We start from the raw sequence: 26715 nt of genomic DNA on the forward strand, positions 1-26715 counted from the left end.
GGCCAGAGACAGCCTCGCGCGGGTCTGCGCGAAACGATTCGGTGCACTCGCTCCGGAGCGCGCGGGGCATCCGTGGGGGGCGGCGCGCCGGAGCCTGTGCGCCGTCCGGGTCCGGACGGCAGCGGCGTGCCAAGCGTTATCATGCCAGCCTTGGACCCCGACCAGAAGAACATGACCGTCCCATCCGGAAAGGTCGCCGACAGTATGGCGGCCTCCCCTGCGCCCGCGGCGTCCCCGGATTCGACCGCCCCGGTTTCGACCGTCCTGGAGTGCGACGTCCTGATCATCGGCGGCGGCCCCGCCGGCAGCACCGCCGCGATCGCCCTGGCCCGGGCCGGGCGCCGGGTGCTGCTGCTGGAGAAGGACCGCCACCCGCGCTTCCACATCGGCGAATCGCTGCTGCCGATGAACCTGCCGATCCTCGACCGCCTGGGCGTGCTCGACCGGGTGGCCGCCATCGGCGTGCGCAAGGTCGGCGCGGACTTCCCGCTGCCGTCGGATGGCGACGCCGGCACCCACGTGTTCCGCTTCGACCATTCGCTGACCCCCGGCTGCACCCACGCTTTCCAGGTGCGCCGCGACCGGTTCGACACCGTGCTGTTCGAGGCCGCCCGCGAGGCCGGCGCCGACGCCCGCGACGGCGTGGCGGTGACCGCGGTCGACTTCGATCCCGACGGCCGCCCGCGCCGGGCCCGCGCCCGCGCCGCCGACGGCAGCGAACTCGCGATCTCGATGGCGTACCTGATCGACGCCAGCGGCCGCGACACGTTCCTGGGCAATCGGCTGAAGACCAAGCGACGCAATCCGAAGCACCAGTCGGCGGCACTGTTCAGCCATTTCCGCGGCGTCGCGCGGCGCGACGGCGAGCATGCCGGCAACATCACCATCGAACGCTTCGCGCACGGCTGGGTGTGGCTGATCCCGCTGCCCGACGACGTGATGAGCATCGGCGCGGTGTGTTCGCCCGACTACCTGAAGCAGCGTCGCGGCGACGGCGAGGCGTTCCTGCTCGACACCCTGCGCGGCATGCCGACGGTGTGGGCGCGCATGGCCGGCGCCGAGCGCGTCGCACCGGTCCACGCCACCGGCAACTATTCGTACGTCTCCACCCGGATGTGCGGCCCCGGCTGGACCACGGTGGGCGACGCCTACGCCTTCATCGACCCGATCTTCTCCTCCGGCGTGTACCTGGCGATGCACAGCGCCGAGCGCGCCGCCGCGATGGTCGACGCCGCGCTGCGCACGCCCGCGCGCGAGGCCGCGCTGCAGCAGGCGATGGCGCGCGGCTTCGACCGCGGCCTGAAGGAATTCTCCTGGTTCATCTACCGCTTCACCACGCCGGTGATGCGCCACCTGTTCGCCAACCCGCGCAACACGTGGCAGATCGAGCAGGCGGTGATCTCGATGCTGGCCGGCGACGTGTTCGACAACCCCGCCGTCGTGCGCAGGCTGCGCGCGTTCCGGCTGATCTACCTGATCACCGCCGCCGGCATGGCGCCGACGACCCTGCGCGCCTGGTGGCAGCGCCGGCGCCGGCGTCGCGCGGGCTTCAGCGGCGAAACGCTGCAGCCGGACCCCGGCCTCGCCATGACGGCGGCCGATGCTTCTTCCCCGACGACGGCCGCCGGGACGGCGCCGCTGGCGGACCCTGCCCGGAATCCTGCATGAGCCGCCCCTTGCAACACCCGCCCGTCGCGCTGTCGGTGGACTACCTCCAGGCGGCCTCGCCGGAGGCGCTGCTGGGCGCGGACACGCTGGCCGTGTTCGGGTTCGGCGACCATGCGCCCGACTGCGACGACCCGCGCTACCTGCGGGTGCCGCTGCAACCGTGGGGCGTGGCGCCGTTCGAGCACTGGCGCAGCGCCGGCCCGGTCGACTGCGGCCGCGATGGCGACGCCGAACGCGGCATCGTGCGCTGGGCCAGCGACGGCCACCTGACCTTCGGCGCGATCGAGATCGACGAAGCCCCGGGCGACCACCCCGACCACAGCGACATCAGCGACGCCGCCGAGCGCGCCTACCGCCGCATGGTCGAGTTCGTCTCCGGCAGCCGCACCCCGTACCTGCTGCGGATGTGGAACTACCTCGACGCCATCACCCTCGGCGACGGCGACGCCGAACGCTACCGCCGCTTCTGCGTCGGCCGCGCCCGCGGCCTGGGCACGTTCGACACCACCGCGCTGCCCGCCGCCACCGCGATCGGCCGCTGCGACGGCCGGCGCACGCTGCAGGTCTACTGGCTGTCGGCCGACCACCGCGGCACGCCGGTGGAAAACCCGCGCCAGGTCAGCGCCTACAAGTACCCGCGCCAGTACGGCCCGCAGTCGCCCAGCTTCGCCCGCGCCATGCTGCCGCCGCCGGGCAGCAGCATGCCGCTACTGCTGTCGGGCACCGCCAGCGTGGTCGGTCACGCCTCGCAGCACACCGGCGAACTGCTGAAGCAGATCACCGAGACCTTCGCCAACTTCGACGCCCTGCTCGGCGAGGCCCGCCGGCATGCCCCGGGGCTGCCGGCCGGCTTCGGCAGCGGCACGCGGCTGAAGGTCTACGTCCGCGACGCCGCCGACCTGCCGACCGTCGCGCAGGCGCTGGACGACCGCTTCGGCACCAGCGTCCCGCGCGTGGTGCTGCACGCCGCGATCTGCCGCCGCGAGCTGGCGGTGGAGATCGACGGCGTGCATGTCTGAACCGGACACCTGCGTTCCGTAGGGCGGGCCCTGGCCCGCCGTCATGGCGACCGACTGACGGCCGTGGCGATGGGAAAGCTTCGATCATTCGGCGGTGCAAACCGAAACGTCGCAATGGCGGGCCAGGGGCCCGCCCTACGACACTTGAATCCGGGGGGCGGCGCAGTCATGTTGCGGTCGCCGGCCGCGCTTCCGCGGCCCTTCCCGAGGGGAACCGCGCCATGGGTCTGATCAGCCTGCTCTGGGGCATCGTCGCGATGCTGCTGATGTTCATCGGCCTGATTCCGCTGCTGGGCTGGCTCAACTGGCTGTGGATCCCCTTCGCCGGCGTCGGCGCGATCATCGCCGCGCTCGGCGTGCTGTTCGGCAAGAGCGGCAAGAACGGCCGCGCCAAGGCCGGCCTCGTGCTCAACGGCATCGTCATCGCCGTCGCACTGGTGCGCCTGAGTTTGGGTGGCGGGATCGTCTGACCTGCGGCACGGGGTTTCGCTTTTCGCAGGAGCGACGTGAGTCGCGACCCGATCACGTTTCCGACTTCGACGGGTCGCGCCTTCCGGCGCTCCTACAAAGCGCCTTCGCGCGGCATCTGCCGCGCCGCCACCAGCGCCTGCGTGTGCGCATGCTTCGGATGCGCCAGCACCTCCGCCGCGTCACCGAGTTCGACGATGCGGCCCGCTTCCAGCACCGCGATGCGTTCGGCGACTGCCGCCGCCGCGGCGAGGTCGTGGGTGACGAACAGCAGCGCGAGGCCGCGTTCGCGCTTCAGTCGCGCCAGCAGGTCGAGCACGCCGCGGCGGTGGTGCGCGTCGAGCGCCGACACCGCTTCGTCGCAGACCAGCAGGCCGGGATCGCAGGCCAGTGCGCGCGCGATCGCGACGCGCTGGCGCTGGCCGCCGGAGAGCTGGTGCGGCCAGCGCGTCGCCAGTGCCGGATCGAGCCCGACGGCGGCGAGCAATTCACGCGCCTTCGCCGCACGCGACGCGGCATCGCCGATCGCGTGGATGCGCAGCGGCTCGGCGGCGAGGTCGGCGACGCGCATGCGCGGATCGAGCGAGGCGTAGGGATCCTGGAACACCACACCGATGCGCCGGCGGCGGTCGCGCAGCGCGCGGCCGGACAGCGCGGTGAAGTCCTCGCCATCCAGCCACACGCGGCCCTGCGCGCCGCGCAGCAGGCGCAGCAGCGCGCGGCCGAGCGTGCTCTTGCCGCTGCCGCTTTCGCCCAGCAGCGCCAGGCCTTCGCCACGATGCAGCGTGAGCGCGACGTCATCGAGCGCCGGCCGCGGCGCGCGCGGGTACTGCATGGTCATGCCTTCGGCGCGGAGCAGCGGGGCGGTGTCGTCTTCGATGCGCGGCAGGTCGGACGCGTCGATGCTCGTGGGCACCCGATCCGCTTCCAGCAGCTCCCGCGTGTACGCCTGCGCCGGCGCATCGAACACGCTGCGCGTCGGCCCGCGTTCGACCACCGCGCCGCGGCGCAGCACCAGCACGTCGTCGGCGTAGGCGCCGACCAGCGGCAGGTCGTGGCTGATCAGCATCAGGCCGAGGCCGTCCTCGCGGCGCAGCGCGTCGAGCAGGTCGAGCACGTCGCGGGCGATGCGCGCGTCGAGCGCGGACGTCGGTTCGTCGGCGATCAGCAGCTTCGGCGCGCTGCACAGCGCCAGCGCGATCGCGATGCGCTGGCGCTGGCCGCCGGAGAACTGGTGCGGGAAACGCGTCAGCGCGGCGTCGGGATCGGGCAGCTGCACGCGGGCGAGCAGCGCGCGCGCCTCCGCGTCCGGGCGACCGTGCGCGCACAGGGTCTCGCGCAGCTGCGCGCCGACGCTGCGCAGCGGGTGCAGCGACGCCAGCGGGTCCTGCGGCACCCAGCCCAGCACGCGGCCGCGCAACGCGGCGTGTGCACGGCTGCCGAGCGCGCAATCGACGCCGTCATGCGCCAGCGTGCCGGTCGCGCGCAGGCCCGCGGGCAGCAGGCCGAGCAGCGACAGCGCGGTGAGGCTCTTGCCGCTGCCGCTCTCGCCGACCACGCCGAGGCAGCGGCCCGGCGCCAGATCGAGGTCGAGCGGACCGAGCAGGCGGCGTTCGCCGGCGAAGACTTCGAGCGCGCGCAGCGACAGCGTCATGCGGCCGCCGACTCCGGTTCGGCGTCGGTGCGCGCATCGCCGCGCACGTCGAGCCAGTCGCGCAGCGCATCGCCGAGGAACTGGAACGCGGCCAGCGTCGCGACCAGGAAGCCGGCCGGGAACAGCAGCGTCCACGGCGCGCTGTCGAGTTCCTGCACGCCCTCGGACAGCAGCGTGCCCCAGCTGGCGGACGGCTCGTCCACGCTCAGGCCGAGGAAGCCGAGGAAGCTCTCGACGAGGATCGCCTGCGGCAGGATCAGGCCCAGCGACACGAACGCCAGCGGCAGCAGATTGGGCAGCGCGTGCCAGCGCAAGCGCTGGCCGAAGCTCGCGCCCATCGCGGTCGCGGCCAGCAGGAACGGCTGCTCGCGCAGGCGCGCGGCCTCGGCGCGCATGATCCGCGCGAGGTCGATCCACACGTAGCCGCCGATCGCCGCCAGCAGCAGCGGCAGCGAGCGGTCGAACAGCGTGAGCAGCAGGATCACGATCAGCAGGAACGGCAAGGCGCTGAACACGTCGAGCACGCGCAGCATCGCGCGCTCCACCGCGCCACCGGCGAGGCCCGCGCTGGCGCCGAAGCCCAACCCGAGCGCAAGCGCGACCAGGCTGGCGAGCAACCCGACCGTCAGCGACAGCCGCCCGCCGGCCAGCGTGCGCGCCAGCACGTCGCGGCCGATGGCGTCGGTGCCGAACCAGTGCCCGGCCACGCCCGGCGCCACCGACAGCGCGTCCCAGTCCGGGCGGTGCGGATCGAAGGCGAGGAACAGCGGCCCCAGCCAGCACAGCAGCGCCAGCACGGCGAGGAAGCCCAGACAGGCACGGGCGAGCGGCGGCAGCGGGCGCGAAGGTCGCATCGGGGCATTGTAGGGATTCGCTCCCGGGCAGGTTCAGGCAGGCCGCCGTGCCCCCTCCCTTTCGAGAACCCGGGATGGGGATGGGGCGAACGCCATCCGTGAATCGTGGCCGCATGCTTCCCCCGGAACCCATCCCCACCCAGACCCGCCCCTTGAAGGGGAGGGCTTTCATCGCTGCATCACGCGCGAAACGTCCATCGAGGCTGCGCAGGCATTCGATCGCGAACAAGTACGGACAGGCCGCTCTGCTCCCTCCCCTTCAAGGGGAGGGCCGGGGTGGGGATGGGGTGAACGCCATGCGCGCATCGTGGCCGCTCTGCTCCCTCCCCTTGAAGGGGAGGGCTTTTCCTGCAGCGCGACGCAGCGTCACGCCGGCGCATTGCGCGCGGTCAAACCGGCCCTGTACACCGGGCGTATCATGCGCGGCATGACCTATCCCATCACCCGCCTCCGCCGCATGCGCCGCAGCGAGTTCTCGCGCCGGCTCATGCGCGAACACGTGCTGACCGCGAACGATCTCATCTACCCGGTCTTCGTCCATGAACTGCCCGGCCGCGCGCCGGTGGGCTCGATGCCCGGCATCGAGCGCCTGTCGATCGACGAGCTGCTGAAGGTCGGCGAACAGGCCGCCGAGCTGCAGGTACCGGCGCTCGCGCTGTTCGCGGTGACCGCGCCGGAGGCCAAGTCGCTCGACGGCGTCGCCGCGTGGGACGACGAGGGCCTGATGCAGCGCGCGGTGCGCGCGCTGAAGGCGCGGTTCCCGGAGCTGGGCGTGATCACCGACGTCGCGCTGGACCCGTACACCAGCCACGGCCAGGACGGGCTGCTCGACGACACCGGCTACGTGGTCAACGACGAGACCGTCGAAGCGCTGGTGCAGCAGGCGCTGTCGCACGCCCGCGCCGGCGCCGACGTCGTCGCCCCCAGCGACATGATGGACGGCCGCATCGGTGCGATCCGCGAGGCGCTGGAAGCCGCAGGCCACATCCACACCCGCATCCTCAGCTACGCCGCGAAGTACGCGAGCAGCTACTACGGCCCGTTCCGCGACGCGGTGGGTTCGGCCGGCGCGTTGGGCAAGGGCAACAAGTATTCGTACCAGATGGACCCGGCCAATTCCGACGAGGCCCTGCGCGAAGTCGCGCTGGACCTCGACGAAGGCGCGGACATGATCATGGTGAAGCCGGGCCTGCCGTACCTGGACATCGTGCGCCGGGTGAAGGACCGCTTCGGCGTGCCGACCTTCGCCTACCAGGTCAGCGGCGAGTACGCGATGCTGAAGGCCGCCGCGCAGAACGGCTGGCTCGACGAGCGGGCCTGTGCGCTGGAAGCGCTGGTCGCGTTCAAGCGCGCCGGCTGCGACGGCATCCTCACCTACTTCGCGCTGGACGCCGCGCGCTGGCTGCGCGAGGCGCATTGAGCGCAGCCGCGCCCGGCCTCGATCCGCGGCCCGGCGACGCCGGGCGTGGATCGCGCACGGCGCCCGTGCATTCCGACACGGCGCCCGCCGTGTTCCGACGCGCTTCCCGCATGCTCGGCTACAGTCGGGCCTTCTCCCCGCTCGCTTCCACACGGACGCTGCCGCCATGAAACGCTACGCCGTCTTCGGACAACCCGTCCTCCATTCGCTGTCACCGCGCATCCACCAGGCGTTCGCGAAACAGGCCGGCATCGAACTGGAATACACCGCGATCGAGATCGCGCCCGGCGATTTCGCGGCGGCGCTGTCGTCGTTCGCGAAGAGCGGCGGCCAGGGCGCCAACGTCACCCTGCCGCACAAGCAGCGCGCGGCCGAACTGTGCAACCTGCTGAGCAAGCGCGCGCAGCGCGCCGGCGCGGTGAACACGCTGATCCGCCATGACACCGGCTGGCTCGGCGACAACACCGACGGCGCCGGCCTGGTCCGCGACCTCACCGAACGCCATGGCCTGGACCTGCGCGGCCGGCGCACGCTGCTGCTGGGCGCCGGCGGCGCCGCGCGCGGCGTCGCGCCGTCGCTGATGGACGCCGGCATCGGCGAGCTGTACGTCGTCAACCGCGACAGCGCCAAGGCCGACGCGCTGGTCGACCAGATCGGCGAGCCCGCGCGCGTGCATTCGCGCTATCTCGACGACCTCGGCACGCTGGGCGAGTTCGACCTGATCCTCAACGCCACCTCCGCCGCGCGCCACGGCGCGCTGCCATCGCTGCCGATGTCGCTGGCAGCCTCGCGCACCGCCGCGGTCGACCTCAGCTACGGCGAGGCGGCGATCCCGTTCCTCGCCTGGGCCCGCGCCGCCGGTGCACGCGACGCCGTGGACGGCCTCGGCATGCTGGTCGAGCAGGCCGCGGAAAGCTTTTTCCTGTGGCACGGCGTGCGCCCGGACACCGCGCCGGTGTACGCCGAGCTGGCGGCGCACCACGCCGCGCTGATCACCGCGGACTGACACCATGGGCAACGCCGGCGTCTGGCTCAACCTCCTCGGCTACGCTCTGCCCGGCCTGATCGGGCTGGGCATCGCGCTCGCGCTGCTGCTGACCAGCGCCCGCCCCGGTCCCGGCCGGCGCCTCGGCCTGATCGGCGTCGGCCTGATGCTGACCGCCGCCGTCTTGTCGATGGGCCTCGCGATCGCGCAGAACCTCATCGTGCTGGGCAACACCGACGGCGCGATGGCCATGTCGCGCAGCTTCGCCCTGATCGGCATCGCCCACGTGCTGCTCAACGTGCTGTCGATGGCCGGCGTGGTCACGCTGGTATGGGGACTGTGCCGGCAGAGCCACGCCACGCCGCAGGCGCGCTGAGGCGACGATGGCGCGGGACCTCCACGCCATCGCGGATCGCCACGTCCGCCGTCGGCTGGAAGCCGCGCTGGTCCTGCTGGATCTTCCGCAGGGCGAGCGCTGACTGCTTTTCTTCATTGCCAGGAACCGACGATGCGTCTTGCTGCTGCCTGCCTGCTTTTCCTGCTGCCCGCGTTCGCGCAGGCCGCCGCACCCGTGTCGTTGAAGAACGGTATGAACCGTGTCGACTTCACCGGCGACGGGCGTGCCGACCTCGTCGTGGTCGCGCATCGCGAGAACTTCAACGCCCACGGCTTCGAGGTCGTGACCTTCCACGTCGAGGACGGCGACACGCTGCTGCAGGTGCCGCTGTTCGACGGCGACGACGAACGCCAGTTCGCGACGATCAGCGGCGGCGCGGACTGCACGCTGCACGACCTGCGCCTGCTGCCCGGCAAAGCGGGCGAGCCGATGACGCTGATCGTCGCCGACCGCGCGCTCGGCGACAGCTACGCCGACCCGAACACCGTGACCTTCACCTGGTACGCGCTGCGCACGAATGCCGAGGGCGACGTCGGCCATCCGCAATTCCGTTTCGAACGGACGCGCAGCACGCAGGCAAAGCAGCCGTTCTGCGATGTCGGCGACGCCTTCGACGCGACGTTCGGGAAGCGCTGACGTTCACGGCCGGCGCCGCCCGCGCTCAACCGTCCTCGAGGATCACCTCGCCCTTCACCAGCCACGACGCGCCGAACGCGAGGACGGCGATCGACTCCAGCCAGAACACGGGGTCGAAGCGCGCCAGCGCGGCCATCGGGCCGACGACCTTCACCGCGGCGATCCCGGCGATGCACGCCAGGATCAGCACGCCGCAGACGGCATAGATGCGGTTGCGGGCACGCTTCTCCGGCGTCATCGGCCTGGTCGGGTCGGTGCTGCGGAACAGCACCAGGCAGAAGTAGGCCAGGATCAGGAACATCAGCGCGGCGCTGACGTAGTGCGCGGTGCCGATCAGGCGCGCCGTGCCGACCGCGCCGTCACGGGCGGTGGGAAACAGCGCCACGCCGAGCGCGAACACGCAGGCGAAGGTGCCGGCGAGATCGTCGCGGCGGTCGTAGCCGCGATAGGTCAGCAGGAACACGCCGATGGCGCAGAGGCAGCCGACGAACACGTCGCCCATCTTCGTGTAGTAGTAGTCGCTGATCGACGGCTCGATGCCGGCGCCCTGCAACAGCCATTTCCCGGCGAGCAACGCGAAGGGCATGGCGAAGCCGATGGTGCCGATGGCCCTGCGCAGGCCGAGGTACGACCAGACCAACGCATCGTTGGAACGGGGCGGTGTGGATGTCATGGACGCTCTCCCTGTCGCGCCCGATGACGCGTCTGTCCATGGAACGCCAACCACGCCTGCGGGCGGGCACGCCGAACCGGATCGATCCCGATGCGATCCCCGTCGTGGATCAGCGCCGCAGCAGCGCCGCCACCGTCGGATCGAGCCGCGCCAGGAACGCCTCGACGTCGTCGGTGTAGTCGCCCGGTTCGCCCAGTTCCTTGTTGATCGCGCCGTGGTTCTTCGGCTGCGGCAGCATGTCCGCCATCACGCCGAGGCCGCGGCTCTTCTCGACATAGGCGCGGGCCTGGCCGCAGGGATCGTCCTTGCGGGTGGTCGAGCACACGCCCAGCCATGGTCCCGCGCTGCGGTCGAGGCGGTGGTACGGCGAGGCGACCACCCACTGCGCCTCGGTCTCGCCGAACGCTTCGCGGTAGCGCGTCTTGAGGAACGGATACACGTTCGGCATCTGCTTCACCACGTCGATCGCGCCGGCATCCAGCGACACCGTGCCCAGCAGCGGCGTCACGCCGTAGGTGCGACGCAGCGACGCGTCGGCGTTCACCAGCGACACCAGGTGCGCGCCGGCGGAATGGCCCATCAGGATGACCTTGGCCGGGTCCGCGCCCCACTCGGCCGCATGCGCCTGCACGAACGCGGTGGCGCGCGCGATCTCGCCGCCCTGCGCGTACGCGTCGGCGCCGTCGTCGACCATCGGGTAGTTCACCGACACGAACACGAACCCCTTCGGCACCCAGCGCGCGATCTTGTTCGCGGTGACGCCGGACATCGCCTTGTCGCCGACGCACCAGCCGCCGCCATGCACCATCACGATCACCGGCGCGCCGCCGCGCACGGCGGTCTTCGGCAGGAACACGTCCAGCTTCTCGCGCGCGGCCGGACCGTAGGCGATGTCGGCGCGATCGGGCGCCGGGCCCTGCGTGCGGCCCTGGCTGCGCTCGCCGAGGCGGTTCACGCGCTTCGACCAGTCGGCGCAGCTCATCGCGCCGCCGAACTCGCCGGCGACACCGTCGCCATTGCCACCGCCCTGCATCCGCGCACGCAGACGTTCGCGCAGCGGCCCGGCGCGCAGGTCGGATGCGGCCCCGGCGGCGAGCACCGCGAGCAGGCAGGCGGAGACGAAAACGGTCGCGGATTTCATGGCGGCACTCCCCGGGTGCGGTTCGACGATGGCGGAAGCCTAGCCGGGTCGCGCGGGGAAAGGATGTCCAAATGTGTCGGGGCGGCGCGGAGGCCGCACAATGGCGGCCTGTCGCCACGAGGGCCCCGCATGCGCATCGCGTTTTCCCTTCCGCTCCTGATGCTCGCCCTCGCCGCCGGCTGCTCGGGCCCGACCGCGGACCTGTCCGCGCTGGGCGATCCCGCACCGAAACTGGTCGGCCACTGGGCCACCGATGCCGGTGACCAGCTGTACTACGGGCCCGTCGACGCCGCGTCCGGCAAGGGGCCGTACATCGTCGTCCACCCGGACGGCAAACGCTTCGACCACGCCTACCGCCTCCGTGGCAGCGTGCCCGCGCGGCAGGCGATCGAGGCGACCTACCTCTTCGCCGACGGCGACCAGGCGCAGGTCGGCTTCGTGCTCTCCGCGGACGGCAAGACGCTGACCTCGACGCAGGACATCACCGGCATGCAGATCACCTCCGACGCGAAGCGCGTGGACGATCGCGTCGCGCCGTGAATGCATGCCGCGGCGTGCTCACTTCGCGCGCTTCGGCTTCGCTTTCGCCTTCGCGGTCGCCGCGTTGTGCTCCGCCGCCGCGCGGATCAGGGCGCGGAACGCCGCCTCGTCGAGTTCGGTGTCGACGAACAGGTCGATTGCCCGCCGCACGTTGCCGTCGAGGCTGGCATTGAACAGCCCGGCCGGATCCGGCAGCGCCGCGCCCTTGGCGAAGGTCAGCTTCACCTTGTCCTTGTAGTGCTCGCCGGTGCACAGGATGCCCCCGTGCGACCACACCGGCGTGCCCATCCACTTCCACTCTTCGACCACGTCGGGCAACGCTTCGTGGATCAACGCCCGCACCCGCTTCAATGTCTCGCCACGCCAGTCGCCGAGTTCGGCGATGCGGGCGGTGATGCGGGTGGAGGCGGAAGGGTCCACCTGCGATTTCGATCCGGTCATGAAGCACTCCAGCATGGTCTGCAGGCAAGCGCAGACATTACGCCTCGTGGCGCGGTGTCGTCCTGAATGCGGCGAGTGGAAGAATCGCTGGCCATCACCGCTAGCCGAACATGGTCTTGATCTACCGGGGCCCCTGGTCGCGACGGGCTTCGCGGATCAGGCCCGAAGGGCGCGCGGCAGGACGCCGCGCGTTTTTCGACCAGCACAAGGATGTGCTGTCGAAAAACCCCGCGAAGCCCGTGCACCCGGCGCAACGCGTCGGGCGCGACCGACGGGGTGTGCTTTCTTTGGGTCACCCTTTCTTTGCACAAGCAAAGAAAGGTGACTCGCTCGCGGCAGCGAGCGAAACCTCCGGATAACAGTAGTGCGTTCAGAGCTGGGTCCCGGCTTGCGCCGGGATGACGGAAAAGAAGGGCTTTCGAGGCCGATGCTGCACGACGTGGCATAGAGCGGCAGCATCCGAAGCTCGCTACAGCAACCCGCTCCGCTTGATCGTCAGATACTGCTCCACCAGCGCCGCAGGCAGCTGCTCGCAGGTCACGTCGAGCACGCTGACCCGGTGGTTGCGCAGCAGGTCGTGGGCGGCGGCGCGCTGGGCGATGTAGCGCGCGGCGGCGGCGGCGCGGACGGCGCTGCGCACGTCGGCGACGGGCTGGTCGAGGGCTTCGTCGAGGTCGCGTTCGCGCAGGCTGGCGACGACCACGAGATGGCGTTTCTGCAGCATGCGCACGGCGCCGAGCACGTCCTCGATGTCCTCGTCGCGCAGGTTGGTGACCAGCATCACCAGCGCGCGGCGGCGCTGGCGCAGGGCGAGTTCGGTGGCGGCGGCGAGGTAGTCGGTGGCGACCGGTGCCGGCTGCAGGTCGTAGCTGGCGCGCAGCAGCGTGTCGATCGCGCCCATGCCGCGCTGCGGCGACACCCAGCGCTGTTCGCCGCCGGCGGTGAACAGGCCGACGGCGTCGCCGCGCTTGAGCGCGATGTACGACACCACCAGCGTGGCGTCCAGCGCGCGGTCGAAGTGCGACAGTCCGCCTTCGTGCGCGAGCATGCGCCGGCCGGTGTCGACGACCATCAGGAGTTGCTGGTTCTTCTCGTCCTGGTATTCGCGCGAGATCAGCTTGCGCGCGCGCGCCGTCGCCTTCCAGTCGATCTGGCGCATCGAATCGCCGACGCGGTATTCGCGCATCTGGTGGAAGTCGGTGCCTTCGCCGCGGCGGCGCTTGATGTGCGCACCGACCAGCCGCGACGCCTGTTCGGCGCTGAACAGCGCGAACCCGGCCAGCGGCGCGAAGTTGGGGAACACGCGCACCTGCTGCGGCGTGCCGACCACGCGCGACTGCCGCCACAGACCCAGCGGCGACGCCAGCCGCAACTGGGTGCCGGCGAAGGTGAAGTTGCCGCGCACTTCCGGCTTCAACCGGTAGCGCAGCGTCGACACGCTGTCACCGGCGAGCACCAGCGTGCGCGGCATTTCGCCGTCGTCTTCGTCGCGGTGCGCGTCCCAGTCGCCGGGATGCAGGTCGTGCACGGTCACGCGCTGGCGGCGGCCGTAGTGTTCGATGCGCAGTTCGACCTCGCGCTCGACGCCGATCGGCCAGGCCTCGGGCAGCGCGCGCGCGACCTCGGGCGTGGGCGCGACGTGCAGGCGCCAGACGTCGAACAACGCCAGCGCGACGAGCACCGCCAGCGCGCCCAGCCAGGCCATCGGCGGCAACCAGCCGATGTGCACCGCCAGGCCGAGCGCGGCCAGCGCGACGCACGCCCACACCAGCGCGGGCGCGGGGCGCGGCCAGGCGCGCACGGCGGCGGGCGCCGGCGCGGCCGGCAGCGGCGGGCGAAGGGGCGGAGGCGTCACGGGGCTCATGGGTCGGAGGGCGTCACTGCCGCGGCGCGTCGACCTTGGCGAGCAGCGCGTCCAGCACCTGGTCGGGCGTCTGGCCTTCGATCTGCATCTCCGGCGACAGCGCGATGCGGTGGCGCAGCGCCGGCTTGGCGATGCTGCGGATGTCGTCCGGGGTGACGAAGTCGCGGCCGGACAGCACCGCCTGCGCGCGCGCGGCGCGCACCAGCGCGAGGCTGCCGCGCGGGCCGGCGCCGAGCGCGATGCCCGGCCACTTGCGGGTGGTGGCGACGATGCGCACGGCGTAGTCGATCACCGCCGGGTCCACGGTCACCAGCGCGGTGCCCAGCTGCATCGCGACGATCTCCTCGGCGCGCAGCACCGCGCCGACCTTCGACAGGTCGAAGTGCGCGGCGGCGCGGCCGCCGGCGACCGCGGTCACCATGCTCACTTCGTCGGCGTGCGAGGGATAGTCGATCAGCACCTTCAGCAGGAAGCGGTCGAGCTGCGCCTCGGGCAGCGGATACGTGCCTTCCTGCTCGACCGGGTTCTGCGTGGCGAGGGTCATGAACGGCGCCGGCAGCGGATGGCTGGTGCCTTCGATGGTGACCTGCTGCTCCTGCATCGCTTCCAGCAGCGCCGACTGCGTCTTCGCCGGCGCGCGGTTGATCTCGTCGGCCAGCAGCAGGTTGGTGAAGATCGGGCCGCGGCGGATCGCGAAGCGCTCGGTCTTCGGGTCGTAGACGGCGTGGCCGCTGACGTCGCTGGGCATCAGGTCGGGCGTGAACTGCACGCGGCCGTGGCCGCAGCCCAGCGCCTGGCCCAGCGCGCGCACCAGCAGCGTCTTGCCGAGGCCGGGCACGCCTTCGATCAGCACGTGGCCGCCGGCCAGCAGCACGATGAGGATCTGGTCGAGCACGTCGTCCTGGCCGATGAAGGCCTTGGCGACTTCGTCGCGCACGGCGGCGGCGCGGGCGACCAGCGCTTCGCCGACGATGGGCTGCGGCGCGGCCGCGGTGGAGGTCGGTTCGGTCATAGTCGGTTCCTCAGTTGCAGGAGTCGGGCGATGCGCGACACGAAGTCGCGGGCGTCGCCGGGACGGGGATAACGGAGCGCGGCCTCGACCTCGGCGATCGGCAGGCCGGTGCGTCGGGCGATGGCGTCGATCTGCGCCGGGCCGTCGAGCGCGGCGGCGAGCGGATCGCGCCGGCGCAGGCGGGCCAGGAAGGCGTCGTGCACGGCGGCGTAGAGCAGGTTGCGGCGGCCGTAGCGCCACAGATGGTCGCCGCTGGACTGCACGTGCTCCAGCAGCGAACGCCGGTCCGGCGCGGGCGCGGGCCGCAGCGGGCCCAGGCGCTCGGCACGCATCCACAGCCACAGCAGCAGCGCCAGCGTGGCCGCCACAATCACGCGCCAGCCCTTCTCCCACAGCAGCGCCCACAGCGACGGCATCTCGGCGCTGTAGATCAGGTGGAAGGTACCGCCGGCATTCCAGTTCGGCGCCAGCAGCTGGCGCGCCAGCGCCGGGTGCGCGTCTTCCTCGAATTCGTCGTTCTGGAGGAAATCCAGGTCGGCCAGCACGTCGACGCTGCCCTTGCCGTGGAGGACGCGGGCGTAGGCGTATTCGGCCTTGTCCTCGTCGCCCCAGGTCGCGGCGACCTCGGCGTCCTCGTCGGTGAAGTAGAAGCGGCGGCCGAAGCAGAACTCGCGGTGGTGCTCGAACTTGCCGACCTGCAGGCCGTGGCAGAGCGGGTCGGCGTCCATCGCGACGATGCCGAGGTCCGACAGCAGCGGCACGTCGGCGGCGTTGAGCACGATGCCCGGCGGCGGCGTGCGCATGATCAGGTGGCCGCCGTCGGCCACCCACGCGAGCAGGGCCTGCGCGTCGGCCTCGCCCAGCGTGCGCGGATCGCCCAGCAGCAGCATCGTGTCCGCCGGCGCCGGCGGGTGGCCGAAGCGATCGATGCGCTGGCGCGCGTCCACCTTGCGGCCTTCGGCGAGCAAGGTCTTCTTCAGCGCGTACAGCGGGTTGTAGGCGGCCTCGCCCTTCGGCGGCAGGTCGATGGTCTCGGTGACGCGCTCGAAGGTGCGCAGCCACCACCACGTGAACAGCGCGATCAGCCCGGCCGCGAGCAGCACGACCAGGCCGATGCGCAACGCCTGCGCGCCGCGGCTCATGCGGCCCACCGGAAGCGCTGCGCCAGCATGCCGACGAGGACTTCGAACTCGTCGGCGGCGGGCAGGGTGTGGCCGTAGGCGGCGTACTGCCAGACCCGGACCATGCGCTGGAACGCCTCGCGGTCCTCGGCCTCGGGCAGGCGGCGCGACAGGCGCAGGCAGTCGGCCTCGGTGGCGCCCGGCGGCGGATGCGCATCGATGCGCGCGACCATGACCTCGACGCTGGCCCGGTACAGCAGCGCCAGCGCGCGCCGCGGCTGGCCTTCGGCCCACAGCCGGCGGGCGACGGTCGCCACGTCCGGCGGCAACGGCTCGGCTTCGGCCAGCGCGTGGGTGTCGACCGGCGGCGGTTCGGGGGCGGGCATCGCCGTGGCCGCGGCCAGCCACGGCCACCAGCGGCCGCGCGTGAGGAACAGCACCACCGCCAGCACGCCCAGCAGCAACCACAGCGCGTTCTCGATCAGGAAGCCGGCGATGGCGGACAGCGCCTTCATCCAGCCCGGCGCTTCCCGCGCCTCCGGTTCCGGCGCTTCCGTCCGGTCGCGCCGCTGCCAGCTGCTGCGCTCCATCGTCGGCCGCAAGGTCGGGTCGCAGTAGGTCTTCGCCGCGGCGCGATCGAAACCGCGGTGATCCACCGTGTCGTCGCCGAAGATCTGCTCCAGCGTGCGCGTCTCGAACTCGGGGGTCTGGTCGGCCGCGGCTTCGGCCGCCTCCGCGGCGGCCTTGGCGGCTTCCGTGGCGTCCTTCGCGAGCTTGCCGGCGGGCTTCTTCGCCGCCGGCTTCGCGGGCGCCGCGGTCTTCTTCGGCGCGCCGGGACAGACGTTCGGGGCATCGGCCGCCTGCGCGGGCCACGCCGCGGGCAGCAGCAGCGCCAGCGCCAGCAGCACCGCGCCGGCGGTGGTGGCCGCGCCTTCGAGCCGCCGGCGCATGCGCCGGAAGGCGATCTCCAGGTCCCAGGCTTCCAGCTGCGTGCGGCGGTTGAGGTACAGGCCGAAACCGGCGCCGATGTAGAACGGCTCGACGAACGACATCGCCAGCCAGTCGACCAGGTTCAGCGCGAACTGCGCCCACGGCGGAATGCCCTTGCCGAAGTCGACCATCAGGTCCTGGAACAGCTGCGGCACCATCTGGTCGGGGACGAACAGCAGGGTCAGCGCCAGCAGCGACAGTTCCAGCGCCAGCACGAACAGCATGCAGATCGAGATCAGCAGGATCGCCGACCCGGCGACGCCGCCGGCGATCACCCGCCGGCGTTCGGGCAGGCGCGCGCGATCGGCGCCTTCGAGCAGGTCCACCGGCAGCGTCGCGGCGCGCATCGGGCTGAGCCGGCGCCAGGTCAGGTGCCCGCGCATCGGTTGCCAGCCCCAGCGCAACTGCGCGCGCAGGGTCTCGCCGGCGCGCGGCGCGGCGCCGAACACCGCGCGCGACAGCACGTACAGCGGGATGCGGTCGAATACCGGCCGCAACCACCACAGCAGCAGGAACGCGATCCAGACGTGGTCGAGCCACCACGCGACGAGGTTCAGCAGCGCGAACACCAGGCCGCTGACCAGCAGCCACGGCCCCCAGATCGCGGCCGCGTGGCGGCGCACCAGGGCGGTGCCCAGCTCCATCGCTTCCCACGACGAGCGCGGGCGCAGCTCGACGGTCAGCGACTCAAGGCGCATCGACGCTCCCCGGCGCCGCGGCCGGCGGCGTGCCGCGTCCGCCCAGCCCCAGCCACAGGAAGACCAGGCACCACAGCGTGCCGCCGACGCCGAACTTCACCGCCGTCGGGATCCAGCCGATCGACGACCAGAACGCTTCCACGAACGCCGCGAACACCAGCATCGCGAAGATGCCCAGGCACAGCTTCGCGCCGGCCCGGCCGGCTTCGATCAGCGCGTCGACGCGGCGCCGGCGGCCCGGCGCCACCAGCGCCAGGCCCAGGCGCATCCCGGCCGCGCCGGAGAGCACGATCGCGGTGAGTTCCGGCGCCGAATGGCCGGCGACGAAGCGCCAGAACGGATCGCCGTGCCCCACCGCCTGCAGGTGCCCGGCGGTGCCGCCGATCATCAGCCCGTTCATGATCAGCACGTACACGCTGCCGACCGCGAAGATCAGCCCGCTGGCGAACGTGCGCAGGGCGATGCCGACGTTGTTCATGATGTAGAAGCCGAACATCGTCAGGTCTTCGCCGCTCTCGCGGCCGAGCCGGCGCTGCGGATCGGCAGGGTCGTACATCTGCTCCATCTGCTCGGCTTCCTCGGGCGACATCACCGTGTAGACCAGCTCCGGCTGCATCTGCACCGCCACGAACGACCCGACCAGCGGCACCGTGAACAGCAGGAACGCCGCGAGCAGGCAGCCGCGCAGCCCGCGCACCAGGCGCGGGAATTCGGCGAGGAAGAATTCCAGCGCACGCCGCCACTGCGGCGGCGCGGCGCGGTAGAACACCGCGTGGCCGCGCTGGGTCAGCCCCTGCAGGCGCTCCACCACCTGCGGGCCGTAGCCGCGGCTGCGCGCCAGCGCCAGCTGCTGGCAGAGGCGGCGGTAGCGCGCCGGCATGTCCTCGTCGCGCAGGCCGGTCCACTTCGACTGCGACTTGCGCGCGTCGCGCGGGCTGTCGCCGCGGGCGACCAGCCAGGCCTCGAAGGCATCCCACTCCTCGTGGTGGCGGGCGATGAACGCCTCCTGGCGCATGACCGCGTGCTTCATGCGCGCCCCAGCAGCCAGTTGGCGACGGCCTGCAGCCGCAGCACGCCGATCGCGCCGCCGGTGCCGACCGCCGGCGCGGCGATGTCGGCCAGTTCCTCGCGGCGTTCCTGGGTGAGCTGCGGCGCGCGCTCGGAGAACGCGATCACCGCGGCCTGCTCCTGCGGCTGCAGCGCATGCTGCGGCGCCTGTGCGCCTTCCACCGGCGTGCGCAGCGGCAGCCGGTCGCGCGGCGCGTGCACGACCATGGTCCGCGCGACCATGTCGCCCAGCCGCCGGCCCCACGGATCGGCATAGCTCGCCACCAGCCCGACGCCGTAGCCCAGCGGCAGGAAATCCACGGTGCGCAGCAGATTGCGCACGATCGACGCCAGCCAGCCGATCGGCGCGCCGTCCTCGGCGATCACCCGCAGCTCCAGCGCGCGCTTGCCCGGGGTCTGCCCGTCCCACAGCGTCTCGCACAGGATCGGGTAGCCCCAGAAGACGACGAAGTAGGCGATGAGGTACAGCCCGAACCCGGCGCTGCCGAGCACGCCCATCAGGGTCGAGACGATCAGCAGGATCGCCCAGCGCACCGCGCAGTCGATCAGCCATGCGATCGCGCGCGGCACCGGCCCGGCGGCCGGCAGGCGCAGGGCCACGCCCTCGGGCGTGTAGACCGGACGCACGGTGTCCAGCAGCGGCACGGCAACCCTCATCGGATGCGCGGGACTCCCGCCCGCATTCCCTTGTCCCCGTGTGTCGCCGCCATCCCGCCCTTCCCGGATCCCGTCTTCGCTCGTCGCATGCGACGCCTACTGTACCGTGCCGCGCCGCGGCTGCGACCGCTTTCCGCGCTTTCGGTCACACTGGCGCCGCCCCCGAACCCGACTGCCCATGGACTGCCGACCCGGCTGCGGCGCGTGCTGCATCGCGCCCTCCATCGCCACGCCCCTGCCCGGCATGCCCCACGGCAAGCCCGCGGGCATCCCGTGCGTGCATCTGGACGACGCCTTCGGCTGCCGCCTGTTCGGTCGCCCCGAGCGCCCCGGCTTCTGCGCCACGCTGCAACCCGAACCCGGCATGTGCGGCGCCTCGCGCGAGGAGGCGCTGTCGCTGCTCGACCTGCTGGAGGCGGCGACGCGGCCGTGACGGTCGCGTCCGCGGATCAGAGCGGCCTGCGCGCTGCGTCGCGCAGCGCGACCAGCAGTGCGGTGCCGTCGGCGTCGACCCGCAGTTCGCCGTAACGCGCCGGCGCATAGCGCGCGCCCTGGCCTTCGGGGAAGAACCACGCATTGCCGGCGATGCGGATCTCGAACCAGCCGCGCTCGCGGAAGCGCACCGCGACCTCGCCGGCGGCGACCGGCCGCGGCGCCGGCTGCACGCGCAGGAAACGACCGACGCCGTCGGGATTGACGGCGAACACGGCGTAGCCGTCGTGGCAGCCTTCGCTGCCGCAATCATTGAAGTTCGGGGAAAGCACGGAACGGTTGCCCAGACAACGCAAGGCGGCCGCCGAATTGCCGGTCGTCCTCTGGCCGCAACCCCACCCGGCATGCAAGGCATCCAGGATGCCGTCCTGCGCCGCATACCTCAGCGCCATGTAATCGCCCTGCATCAGCGCGCGCGGATCGACCGGCGCGAGTTCCAGCAGCAGCGGGCGACCGTCGGCGAGGATGCCCTCGCGTTTCACCACGCCGTGGTTGACCACGACCAGCGCCAGCAGCAGGCCGCCCCAGAGCAGCGCGTTGCGCGGCCGGCTCATAGCGCCACCTCGGCGGGCAGCGCACGACGCGCCGCGACACGCGCCAGCAGCAGGAACGCGCCGGCCGCGAGCAGCCAGCCCGATTTCTCCAGCAACGTCGTGTCCAGCTGGAAATAGAACCGCAGCAGATAGGCGCCGATGCCGACGATGCCGACGACCAGCAGCACCGGCCGGTGCAGCGCGAAGCCGACCAGCGCCAGCATCGTCGCCAACGTCACGCCCGGCGCGCGCCAGCAGGCCAGCGCCAGCAGGCACGACAGTGCGATCAACGCCGTGCGCGTGCGCGGCGCGACGCCCGCCTGGCGACGCAGCAGCCACCGCGCGCACACCGGCAGCAGCGGCGCCATCAGCGCGTCGCCGAGCGGACGCAGCCAGACCCCCCATGCGCCAAGATCCCTGAAATGCCAGTCGTCGAGATCGACGAAGCCCACCGCCAGCAGCGCCACCAGACTCAGCGCCCACGCCAGCGGCGACAGTACGGGCGCGACTTGATCGTGCGCCTCGCTGCGCCACCATGCGGCCAGCGCCAGCCACGCCAGCAGCGGCGCGGCGACGACCCGCAGCCCGGGAATGTCGGCGCTGCAGGCGCCGAGCACGGCCACCGCGAAGACGACGCCGCACAGGAACCGGTGCAGCGGCAACCGGCCAAACGCGTGCATCGCCAGCGCGATGGCCGCGACCGCGACCCACAGCCAGGGCGTCTGTGCACTGCCGAACATCCGGACGTAGACCTGATCCAGTCCGACGCCCATCAGCAATTGCCCGCCGAGACTGAGCGCGACCGCCAATTGCTCGACGAAGATGCGCCCGCGCGCCCGATGCATCGCCGCCAGCGCGAACGCCGCACTGGCCGCGCCGAAAGCGAACATCGCCCCCGATTGCTCGCGGTACCAGTGCAGGCCGTCGACGACGAACACGAACAGGAACACCGCCGCCACCCACGCCGCCGTGCCGGACAGCACCGCGAGATACCACGGCGTGTCGGCATGCGCCGGCATCTCGCCGGCCACCTGCCCGGCCTCGCGCAGGCGCGCCCACAGCCGCGCGTCCCGCGCTGGCGTGCTCATGCGCTGCCCCCGCGCGCGAGCCGCCGCAGCGCGATCACGGCGAGCGTGGCCTGCGCCACCACCACGAGGCCCATCACGAGATACAGGCCACTCCAGGGATGGCCCTCCAGCAGCGCCTTCCCCAATGCGCAGGTGACCACGCCGATCGCGCCCAGCATCAGCATCGCCAGCAGCGGCACGTCACGACGCCCACGCAGCGCGACGGCGCCGACGGCCAGCGTCGCCGCGGCCCAGGTCGTCACGGCCAGCGCGCGGATGGAGAACGGCATGTCGCGGGGCGCTTCGACGATGTGCAGCATCGCCGACCACGCCAGCAGGCCGATCGCGGCGACGGCGAGCAGTCGCGCGCCCAGCGGCCCGGCGAGGTCGGGACGCCGCCACGCCACGCCCGCCCAGACCGCGGCCAACGCGAGATCGAGCAGCCCCAGCGGCAGCGCGACGCCGGCCTCGGGCAGCCACAGGTCGGCGGTCCCCAGGCCCAGCCGCAGGCCGACGGTCAGGTTCAGCAGCAGCCCCCAGCCCAGCCACTGCGCGGTGTTGCGCGCGGCCAGCGTCCACGGCAGCGCCAGCGCGGTCCACAGGGCGAACAGCTCCCAGGTGTCGGCGCCGGTCTGGTAGGTCTGGCCGACCACCGCCAGCAGGCCGCCCAGCAGCACCGTCGCCAGCGCCAGCGCGGCCTGCCCCGCCGGCCGCGCGATGCCCAGCCGCCATGCGGCAAGGGTCGCCGCCACCAGCGCCGCCTCCATCACGCCGAGCCGCGCGAAGCGGCCCATCGCGTCCCAGTTCGCGGCGATGAAGCACACCGCCGCCGCCGCGCACAGCGCGACCCCGAGCCACAGCGCCAGCACGTCGAGGAACCCGCGCCACTGCACGGCCTCGGGGACGGTGTCGATCGTGAGGTTCGCCGCGATGCGTCCGTCGCGCCGCCAGCCGCGCAGCACCGCCAGGTCGGCGGCGGTCTCGCGCCAGCGGTGCAACGCGCCGTCGGTCATGGTCGTGGCGTCATGCCGGCGGGGTGAAGTACTGGTCCTTCAAGCGCACGTAATGCTGCGCGGAGTAGTACAGCGCCTCGATCTCGGCCTCGCTGAGCTTGCGCACGCACTTCGCCGGGCTGCCCAGCCACATCTCGCCTTCGCCGACGACCTTGCCCGGCGGCACCAGCGCGCCGGCGCCGACCAGCGCGTGCTTCCGCACCACCGCGCCGTCGAGCACGATCGCGCCCATGCCGATCAGCACCGCGTCCTCGATGGTGCAGGCGTGGATGATCGCCTTGTGGCCGATGGTGACGTCGCTGCCGATGCGGGTGGCGAAGCCGCCGAGCTTGGCATGCGGGCCGTCGTGGCTGACGTGGACGATGGTGCCATCCTGGATGTTGGTGCGGTCGCCGATGCGGACGAAATTCACGTCGCCGCGGATCGCGACCATCGGCCACACCGAAGTGTCCTTGCCCAGCACGACGTCGCCGATCACGACCGCCGCGGGATCGACGTAGACGCGGGCGCCCAGCGTCGGCACGTGGTGGAGGTAGGGGCGGATGGCCGCGTTCGCGGCGCTGGTGGCGGGGTCGGTCATGCCGGCATTTAAGCACTACACTCCGCCGTATGGATACCGACGCCACCGACCTCGCCCCGACCCTCGCCTCCACCCTCGACCGCCTGCGCGCCGCATGGCGCGCGCAGCGGCCCGACCGCGCGCAGCGCATGGCCGACCTCGACCGGCTGAAGGCCGCGTTCAAGGCGCGCATGGGCGAGATGACGAAGGCGGTGCAGGCCGACTTCGGCCACCGGTCGGAACACGAGACGCTGGTCGCCGACGGCATGACCGTGCTCGGCGAGATCGACCACCTCCGCAAGCACCTGCGCGGCTGGATGCGGCCGCAGCGTGCGTCGGTGGGCTGGCAGCTGTGGCCAGCGCGCGCGCAGGTGCGGCGCGAGGCCGTCGGCGTGGTCGGCGTGATGTCGCCGTGGAACTATCCGGTGAACCTCGCGCTGGTGCCGCTGGCGACCGCGATCGCCGCCGGCAACCACGTGTTCCTGAAGCCGTCGGAACACACGCCGCGCACCAGCGAATGGCTGCGCGCGCTGCTGGCCGACGTGTTCCCGGCCGATCGCGTCGCGGTCGCGATCGGCGGCGCGGACGTGGGCGCCGCGTTCTCCGGCCTGCCGTTCGACCATCTCGTGTTCACCGGGTCGACCGCGGTCGGGCGCAAGGTGATGGCCGCGGCCGCGCCGCACCTCACGCCGCTCACGCTGGAACTCGGCGGCAAGTCGCCGGCGATCGTCGCCGCGGATTTCCCGATCGAGCAGGCCGCCGCGCGGCTGGCCAGCGGCAAATGGTTCAACGGCGGCCAGACCTGCATCGCGCCGGACTACGTGCTGATCGACGCCGCGCGACGCGATGCGCTGGTCGCGGCGCTGCGCGCGCAGGTGCACGCCCGCTACGGCGCCGACATGGCCAACGCCGGCGACTACACCCGCGTGGTCAACGACGGCCAGTACCGCCGCCTGCGCGGCCACGTCGACGACGCCCGCGCCCGCGGCCTCGACGTGATCGAACTGGCGCAGGTCGACGCGGCGCGCGGCGACGCCGAACGCCTGCTGCCGCCGACGCTGGTCCTGGACCCGGGCGACGACGCGACGGTGATGCAGGAAGAGATCTTCGGCCCGATCCTGCCGATCCGCGGCTACGCGTCGCTGGACGAGGCGCTGGCCTACGTCGAGTCGCACGACCGGCCGCTGGCGCTGTATCCCTTCAGCCGCGACCGCGGCACGGTCGAACGCATCCTCGGGCGGCTGATCGCCGGCGGCGTCACCGTCAACGACACGCTGCTGCACTTCGCCGCCACCAACCTGCCGTTCGGCGGCATCGGCCCCAGCGGCATGGGCCAGTACCACGGGCGCGCCGGCTTCGACGCCTTCACCAAGCCGATGCCGGTGCTGTGGCAGGCGCGCTGGAACGCGACCGACCTGATCAAGCCGCCGTATCGCGGCAGGATCGATCGCATGATCCGCATGCTGGTCGGCTGATCGCGATCACCGAAGCGGTTTCCGTTTCGCGGACCCGCGAAAAGAGACGACATGGCGCGGGCGCGGTCGTCCGCGATCCCGGCAGCGCGCGTTCCCGCTCAATCCACGGGCCGCGGAATCGCCAGATAGACCGTGCTCCACAGCTGCGCCGCGTTCGATTCGTCGGCGTCGCCGCCGTTCTGGCCGAAGGCCACAGGCGTGTAGCGGCCGTCGGCGCAGGACCAGGTCCACAGTTCCGAGGTCCGCCAGTCGTGGGTGGCGTCGATCACCGCCCACAGCCTGCGCTGGGCGCTCCGCAGGCGCGCGCGCACCGGCGCCGGCAGATTCGTCCGTCGCAGCTGCCGGGCGAGTCCCGCGGCGAACAGCGCCTGCTGCCAGGACCACACCACGGTGCCGTGATAGGCGTTGCGGCCGAATTGCCGCTGCAGATCCTCGCCGGCCAGCGCGGGATTGGCGACCAGCAGGCCGGCATCGGTCATCAACCCGGCGGGAAACGGACGCAGCGTCGCCGCCAGCAGGCGATCGAGGTCGCCGGCCGGCGGCGTGCGGAACAGCAGCGCGAAACCGCCGTCGGAATGCAGCACCGGGATGGGAGTGCCGCGCGCATCCAGGGCCAGGGCATCGAGCCGGAGCCCGCGCGCCGGCACCGAGGCCAGCGCGGCGTCCGCATCGACGCCGATCGATCGCGCGTAAGCACCGATGCGGTCGCGCGCATCCGGCACCTGCACGCGGAACAACGCCGGCGCATGGCGCGACCAGATGGCGGCATCGCGCGCGGCCGCCTGCATCGCGACGCGTTGTGCGGGCGTGGCATGGGGATCGAGCAGGCCACTGCGCGCGAACGCCGCGATCGCGTCCAGCGCCGCCGGGACCAGCACCGCGTTCACGTCATACGCATAGCGTCCGTGCGCGAGGCCGTCGCGGCTGTCGCGCCACTGGCCGTAGCTGCGATCGTCCTTCAATGCGATCAGGCGGTCGTGGCGCGGCCGCCGCGCGAACGGCGCGGCGCTGCGCAGGACGAAGGCGGCATTGCGCGCGAGCGCGGCGCCGGTGCGCTCGCCCGAGGGCAGCGGGCGCGCGAGGAATGCCTGCGCGCGCGCGCGGCCTTCCGGCGTCTCCAGCAGATAGGCGGCGGCGACCGGTGCCAGCATGAAGTCATCGTCGACCATCGCATAGTCGAAGATGGGCGCGTCCTGCTTGTCCGGCGTCGCCGCATCGGCGGGTGCGGTGCCGAGCCGCCGGCGCAAGATGGGGAACTCGCCGATCTCCTCTTCGTGCGCGACCTCGCCGCCGGCATCCAGCCGTTCGAGCACGGCGCCCAGGCCGCTTTCGATCGCGTCCGGCGCCAGCGCCGGCATCAGCAGGCGCAGCGACATCAGCGTGTCGCGGCCGAAATAGGTATTGAACCGCCACGAGCCGGCGAGGAATTTCTCGCGGTAGGCGAGGAAGCCCAGCGCCTGCCGGCTGCGGACGTCGTCGCCGGCGTTCGCGTTGAGCAGGGCGTCGCCGTCCAGCGGCGTCAGCGGCGCTTCGCCGGTGTAGGCGGCGATGCGCAGCCGCAACGGTTCGCCCGGGCGCTTCGGCGACAGCCGCCAGCGGCCGTCGGCATCGCGCGCGACCGCCCCCTCGATCACGTCCACCGACAGCGCGTACCCCGGCGCGCCGTCGAGCCGCGGGCGCGCCCAGGCGAGCGTGTCGCCACGCGCCTGCAGCGGCGTTTTCACCGCATCGGGCAGACGCCGGTCGAACTGGTAGTCGCGCAGCGTGCGGACGCTGCCCAGTGCCGCGTCGTGCAGCACGAGCGTGCCGTCGATCCGCGCTTCGGCGACGATGCCGCGAAGGAGCCGGCCCTGCGCATCGCGGATGTCCGCACCGCGGACGCCGTCGAGCGTCCATTCGACGGGCGTGGCGGCGTCTTCGAACCACAGCCCGACGCCGCTGTTGCCCGCGGGAAAGGCCACCAGCACCCGCGGATGGCGACCGCCGCTCAGCAACAGGTGCGCGGCGATCGGTCCCTGCCGATGGAACGCGTTGAGCACGTGGCCTTCGACGATCCGGAATTCGAGCGGCGGCACTTCCGCCGCGATCGCCGGCGACACAGCGAAGAAGGCGCAGACGGCGACCATCCCGACGCGTACGAACCGTGAGGCGACGCGACGCGCGAACCGGAACACGCCGCATTGCAGGCTTCCCGGCGTCTGGTTCGATCCGTCACGCATCTTCGGTCCTGCCTCCGATCGCGAAAAGAGAGTCACCACCATGGCGCCCAC

At 72.2% G+C, this 26715-nt stretch carries 25 protein-coding genes and 1 pseudogene; 10 read left to right on the forward strand and 16 right to left on the reverse strand.

What is annotated here, in order from left to right:
* Positions 1-171 precede the first annotated feature (171 nt).
* The 3 genes and pseudogenes from ACT53Q_RS18765 to ACT53Q_RS18775 all read left to right on the forward strand — a co-directional run.
* Positions 172-1575 (forward strand): annotated as a pseudogene (locus ACT53Q_RS18765) (NAD(P)/FAD-dependent oxidoreductase); the annotation flags it as partial.
* 89 nt (positions 1576-1664) lie between these two features.
* Complete coding sequence (locus tag ACT53Q_RS18770; protein ID WP_476188188.1) at positions 1665-2687, forward strand: chorismate transformation FkbO/Hyg5 family protein; 1023 nt, start codon at positions 1665-1667, stop codon at positions 2685-2687.
* Between the two features lie 221 nt (positions 2688-2908).
* The gene (locus tag ACT53Q_RS18775) at positions 2909-3157 is read left to right on the forward strand and encodes a hypothetical protein (RefSeq protein WP_476188189.1); all 249 of its coding nucleotides are present in this window, start codon (positions 2909-2911) and stop codon (positions 3155-3157) included.
* A 92-nt stretch (positions 3158-3249) separates the two neighbouring features.
* Here ACT53Q_RS18775 and ACT53Q_RS18780 read toward each other — a convergent pair whose 3' ends face one another.
* Both ACT53Q_RS18780 and ACT53Q_RS18785 read right to left on the reverse strand, forming a co-directional pair.
* The gene (locus ACT53Q_RS18780) at positions 3250-4809 is read right to left on the reverse strand and encodes an ATP-binding cassette domain-containing protein (RefSeq protein WP_476188190.1); all 1560 of its coding nucleotides are present in this window, start codon (positions 4807-4809) and stop codon (positions 3250-3252) included.
* Positions 4806-5663 (reverse strand): ABC transporter permease, encoded by an 858-nt coding sequence (locus tag ACT53Q_RS18785; protein ID WP_476188191.1) that lies wholly within the window; start codon positions 5661-5663, stop codon positions 4806-4808. Before ACT53Q_RS18785 ends, ACT53Q_RS18780 begins: the two co-directional genes overlap by 4 nt.
* Positions 5664-6090: 427 nt before the next feature.
* Between ACT53Q_RS18785 and hemB the strand changes: the two genes are divergently transcribed.
* The 4 genes from hemB to ACT53Q_RS18805 all read left to right on the forward strand — a co-directional run bounded on the left by hemB (position 6091) and on the right by ACT53Q_RS18805 (position 9101).
* Entirely contained in the window at positions 6091-7083 is a 993-nt protein-coding gene (gene hemB / locus ACT53Q_RS18790; RefSeq protein ID WP_476188192.1) for a porphobilinogen synthase, read from the forward strand.
* Positions 7084-7249: 166 nt separating this feature from the next.
* Positions 7250-8089 (forward strand): shikimate dehydrogenase, encoded by an 840-nt coding sequence (gene aroE / locus ACT53Q_RS18795; RefSeq protein WP_476188193.1) that lies wholly within the window; start codon positions 7250-7252, stop codon positions 8087-8089.
* A gap of 4 nt (positions 8090-8093) precedes the next feature.
* Positions 8094-8444 carry a hypothetical protein gene (locus ACT53Q_RS18800; protein ID WP_476188194.1) on the forward strand — a complete coding sequence of 117 codons (351 nt, stop codon included), beginning with the start codon at positions 8094-8096 and terminating at the stop codon, positions 8442-8444.
* 132 nt (positions 8445-8576) lie between these two features.
* Entirely contained in the window at positions 8577-9101 is a 525-nt protein-coding gene (locus ACT53Q_RS18805; RefSeq protein ID WP_476188195.1) for a carbapenem self-resistance protein CarG family protein, read from the forward strand.
* Between the two features lie 25 nt (positions 9102-9126).
* On the opposite strand, the gene ACT53Q_RS18810 is transcribed toward ACT53Q_RS18805, so the two are convergent.
* Together ACT53Q_RS18810 and ACT53Q_RS18815 are read right to left on the reverse strand one after the other, a co-directional pair.
* Entirely contained in the window at positions 9127-9774 is a 648-nt protein-coding gene (locus ACT53Q_RS18810; protein WP_476188196.1) for a hypothetical protein, read from the reverse strand.
* A 109-nt stretch (positions 9775-9883) separates the two neighbouring features.
* Complete coding sequence (locus ACT53Q_RS18815; protein ID WP_476188197.1) at positions 9884-10915, reverse strand: alpha/beta hydrolase; 1032 nt, start codon at positions 10913-10915, stop codon at positions 9884-9886.
* A 129-nt stretch (positions 10916-11044) separates the two neighbouring features.
* On the opposite strand from ACT53Q_RS18815, the gene ACT53Q_RS18820 reads away from it, so the two are divergent.
* The gene (locus ACT53Q_RS18820; protein WP_476188198.1) at positions 11045-11455 is read left to right on the forward strand and encodes a hypothetical protein; all 411 of its coding nucleotides are present in this window, start codon (positions 11045-11047) and stop codon (positions 11453-11455) included.
* A gap of 18 nt (positions 11456-11473) precedes the next feature.
* Here the strand turns inward: ACT53Q_RS18820 and ACT53Q_RS18825 are convergent, their stop codons facing one another.
* The 7 genes from ACT53Q_RS18825 to ACT53Q_RS18855 all read right to left on the reverse strand — a co-directional run bounded on the left by ACT53Q_RS18825 (position 11474) and on the right by ACT53Q_RS18855 (position 19306).
* Positions 11474-11896 (reverse strand): DUF1801 domain-containing protein, encoded by a 423-nt coding sequence (locus tag ACT53Q_RS18825; RefSeq protein ID WP_476188199.1) that lies wholly within the window; start codon positions 11894-11896, stop codon positions 11474-11476.
* Between the two features lie 469 nt (positions 11897-12365).
* Positions 12366-13751 (reverse strand): DUF58 domain-containing protein, encoded by a 1386-nt coding sequence (locus ACT53Q_RS18830; protein ID WP_476188200.1) that lies wholly within the window; start codon positions 13749-13751, stop codon positions 12366-12368.
* 22 nt (positions 13752-13773) lie between these two features.
* Entirely contained in the window at positions 13774-14772 is a 999-nt protein-coding gene (locus ACT53Q_RS18835) for an AAA family ATPase (protein ID WP_476188201.1), read from the reverse strand.
* A complete protein-coding gene (locus ACT53Q_RS18840) occupies positions 14769-15914 on the reverse strand; it encodes a DUF4350 domain-containing protein (protein WP_476188202.1) in 1146 nt (381 codons plus the stop codon). Before ACT53Q_RS18840 ends, ACT53Q_RS18835 begins: the two co-directional genes overlap by 4 nt.
* Positions 15911-17581 carry a DUF4129 domain-containing protein gene (locus ACT53Q_RS18845; protein ID WP_476188203.1) on the reverse strand — a complete coding sequence of 557 codons (1671 nt, stop codon included), beginning with the start codon at positions 17579-17581 and terminating at the stop codon, positions 15911-15913. Before ACT53Q_RS18845 ends, ACT53Q_RS18840 begins: the two co-directional genes overlap by 4 nt.
* Positions 17571-18596: a stage II sporulation protein M gene (locus ACT53Q_RS18850; protein ID WP_476188232.1), complete on the reverse strand. Its 1026-nt coding sequence runs from the start codon at positions 18594-18596 to the stop codon at positions 17571-17573. Before ACT53Q_RS18850 ends, ACT53Q_RS18845 begins: the two co-directional genes overlap by 11 nt.
* Positions 18597-18607: 11 nt before the next feature.
* The gene (locus tag ACT53Q_RS18855; protein ID WP_476188204.1) at positions 18608-19306 is read right to left on the reverse strand and encodes an RDD family protein; all 699 of its coding nucleotides are present in this window, start codon (positions 19304-19306) and stop codon (positions 18608-18610) included.
* Positions 19307-19484: 178 nt separating this feature from the next.
* Here ACT53Q_RS18855 and ACT53Q_RS18860 point away from each other — a divergent pair, with 178 nt between their 5' ends.
* Positions 19485-19739: a YkgJ family cysteine cluster protein gene (locus ACT53Q_RS18860; protein ID WP_476188205.1), complete on the forward strand. Its 255-nt coding sequence runs from the start codon at positions 19485-19487 to the stop codon at positions 19737-19739.
* 16 nt (positions 19740-19755) lie between these two features.
* Here ACT53Q_RS18860 and ACT53Q_RS18865 read toward each other — a convergent pair whose 3' ends face one another.
* Genes ACT53Q_RS18865 through ACT53Q_RS18880 form a run of 4 tightly spaced genes read right to left on the reverse strand, consistent with a single transcriptional unit; the run spans position 19756 to position 22991 of the window.
* Positions 19756-20352, reverse strand: coding sequence for a GDYXXLXY domain-containing protein (locus ACT53Q_RS18865; RefSeq protein ID WP_476188206.1), 597 nt, complete (start codon positions 20350-20352; stop codon positions 19756-19758).
* A complete protein-coding gene (locus tag ACT53Q_RS18870) occupies positions 20349-21419 on the reverse strand; it encodes a DUF4401 domain-containing protein (protein WP_476188207.1) in 1071 nt (356 codons plus the stop codon). The genes ACT53Q_RS18865 and ACT53Q_RS18870 overlap by 4 nt, the downstream gene beginning before the upstream one ends.
* Positions 21416-22411 (reverse strand): DUF2157 domain-containing protein, encoded by a 996-nt coding sequence (locus ACT53Q_RS18875; RefSeq protein ID WP_476188208.1) that lies wholly within the window; start codon positions 22409-22411, stop codon positions 21416-21418. The genes ACT53Q_RS18870 and ACT53Q_RS18875 overlap by 4 nt, the downstream gene beginning before the upstream one ends.
* A gap of 10 nt (positions 22412-22421) precedes the next feature.
* Positions 22422-22991, reverse strand: coding sequence for a gamma carbonic anhydrase family protein (locus ACT53Q_RS18880; protein WP_476188209.1), 570 nt, complete (start codon positions 22989-22991; stop codon positions 22422-22424).
* A gap of 29 nt (positions 22992-23020) precedes the next feature.
* On the opposite strand from ACT53Q_RS18880, the gene ACT53Q_RS18885 reads away from it, so the two are divergent.
* Positions 23021-24445, forward strand: coding sequence for a coniferyl aldehyde dehydrogenase (locus ACT53Q_RS18885; RefSeq protein ID WP_476188210.1), 1425 nt, complete (start codon positions 23021-23023; stop codon positions 24443-24445).
* A gap of 98 nt (positions 24446-24543) precedes the next feature.
* Here the strand turns inward: ACT53Q_RS18885 and ACT53Q_RS18890 are convergent, their stop codons facing one another.
* Positions 24544-26664, reverse strand: coding sequence for a hypothetical protein (locus tag ACT53Q_RS18890; RefSeq protein WP_476188211.1), 2121 nt, complete (start codon positions 26662-26664; stop codon positions 24544-24546).
* Positions 26665-26715 lie beyond the last annotated feature (51 nt).

The sequence above is a fragment of the Lysobacter sp. DMC97 genome (assembly GCF_056313745.1).

Coding starts and splice junctions, on each gene's coding strand:
- ACT53Q_RS18820 (WP_476188198.1), top strand. CDS start 11,045: ATGCGCATCGCGTTTTCCCTTCCGCTCCTGATGCTCGCCCTCGCCGCC.
- ACT53Q_RS18785 (WP_476188191.1), bottom strand. CDS start 5,663: ATGCGACCTTCGCGCCCGCTGCCGCCGCTCGCCCGTGCCTGTCTGGGC.
- ACT53Q_RS18880 (WP_476188209.1), bottom strand. CDS start 22,991: ATGACCGACCCCGCCACCAGCGCCGCGAACGCGGCCATCCGCCCCTAC.
- ACT53Q_RS18775 (WP_476188189.1), top strand. CDS start 2,909: ATGGGTCTGATCAGCCTGCTCTGGGGCATCGTCGCGATGCTGCTGATG.
- ACT53Q_RS18840 (WP_476188202.1), bottom strand. CDS start 15,914: ATGAGCCGCGGCGCGCAGGCGTTGCGCATCGGCCTGGTCGTGCTGCTC.
- ACT53Q_RS18845 (WP_476188203.1), bottom strand. CDS start 17,581: ATGCGCCTTGAGTCGCTGACCGTCGAGCTGCGCCCGCGCTCGTCGTGG.
- ACT53Q_RS18890 (WP_476188211.1), bottom strand. CDS start 26,664: ATGCGTGACGGATCGAACCAGACGCCGGGAAGCCTGCAATGCGGCGTG.
- ACT53Q_RS18825 (WP_476188199.1), bottom strand. CDS start 11,896: ATGACCGGATCGAAATCGCAGGTGGACCCTTCCGCCTCCACCCGCATC.
- ACT53Q_RS18815 (WP_476188197.1), bottom strand. CDS start 10,915: ATGAAATCCGCGACCGTTTTCGTCTCCGCCTGCCTGCTCGCGGTGCTC.
- ACT53Q_RS18855 (WP_476188204.1), bottom strand. CDS start 19,306: ATGAGGGTTGCCGTGCCGCTGCTGGACACCGTGCGTCCGGTCTACACG.
- ACT53Q_RS18860 (WP_476188205.1), top strand. CDS start 19,485: ATGGACTGCCGACCCGGCTGCGGCGCGTGCTGCATCGCGCCCTCCATC.
- ACT53Q_RS18780 (WP_476188190.1), bottom strand. CDS start 4,809: ATGACGCTGTCGCTGCGCGCGCTCGAAGTCTTCGCCGGCGAACGCCGC.
- ACT53Q_RS18870 (WP_476188207.1), bottom strand. CDS start 21,419: ATGAGCACGCCAGCGCGGGACGCGCGGCTGTGGGCGCGCCTGCGCGAG.
- ACT53Q_RS18850 (WP_476188232.1), bottom strand. CDS start 18,596: ATGCGCCAGGAGGCGTTCATCGCCCGCCACCACGAGGAGTGGGATGCC.
- ACT53Q_RS18835 (WP_476188201.1), bottom strand. CDS start 14,772: ATGACCGAACCGACCTCCACCGCGGCCGCGCCGCAGCCCATCGTCGGC.
- ACT53Q_RS18885 (WP_476188210.1), top strand. CDS start 23,021: ATGGATACCGACGCCACCGACCTCGCCCCGACCCTCGCCTCCACCCTC.
- ACT53Q_RS18875 (WP_476188208.1), bottom strand. CDS start 22,411: ATGACCGACGGCGCGTTGCACCGCTGGCGCGAGACCGCCGCCGACCTG.
- ACT53Q_RS18805 (WP_476188195.1), top strand. CDS start 8,577: ATGCGTCTTGCTGCTGCCTGCCTGCTTTTCCTGCTGCCCGCGTTCGCG.
- aroE (WP_476188193.1), top strand. CDS start 7,250: ATGAAACGCTACGCCGTCTTCGGACAACCCGTCCTCCATTCGCTGTCA.
- ACT53Q_RS18810 (WP_476188196.1), bottom strand. CDS start 9,774: ATGACATCCACACCGCCCCGTTCCAACGATGCGTTGGTCTGGTCGTAC.
- ACT53Q_RS18770 (WP_476188188.1), top strand. CDS start 1,665: ATGAGCCGCCCCTTGCAACACCCGCCCGTCGCGCTGTCGGTGGACTAC.
- hemB (WP_476188192.1), top strand. CDS start 6,091: ATGACCTATCCCATCACCCGCCTCCGCCGCATGCGCCGCAGCGAGTTC.
- ACT53Q_RS18865 (WP_476188206.1), bottom strand. CDS start 20,352: ATGAGCCGGCCGCGCAACGCGCTGCTCTGGGGCGGCCTGCTGCTGGCG.
- ACT53Q_RS18800 (WP_476188194.1), top strand. CDS start 8,094: ATGGGCAACGCCGGCGTCTGGCTCAACCTCCTCGGCTACGCTCTGCCC.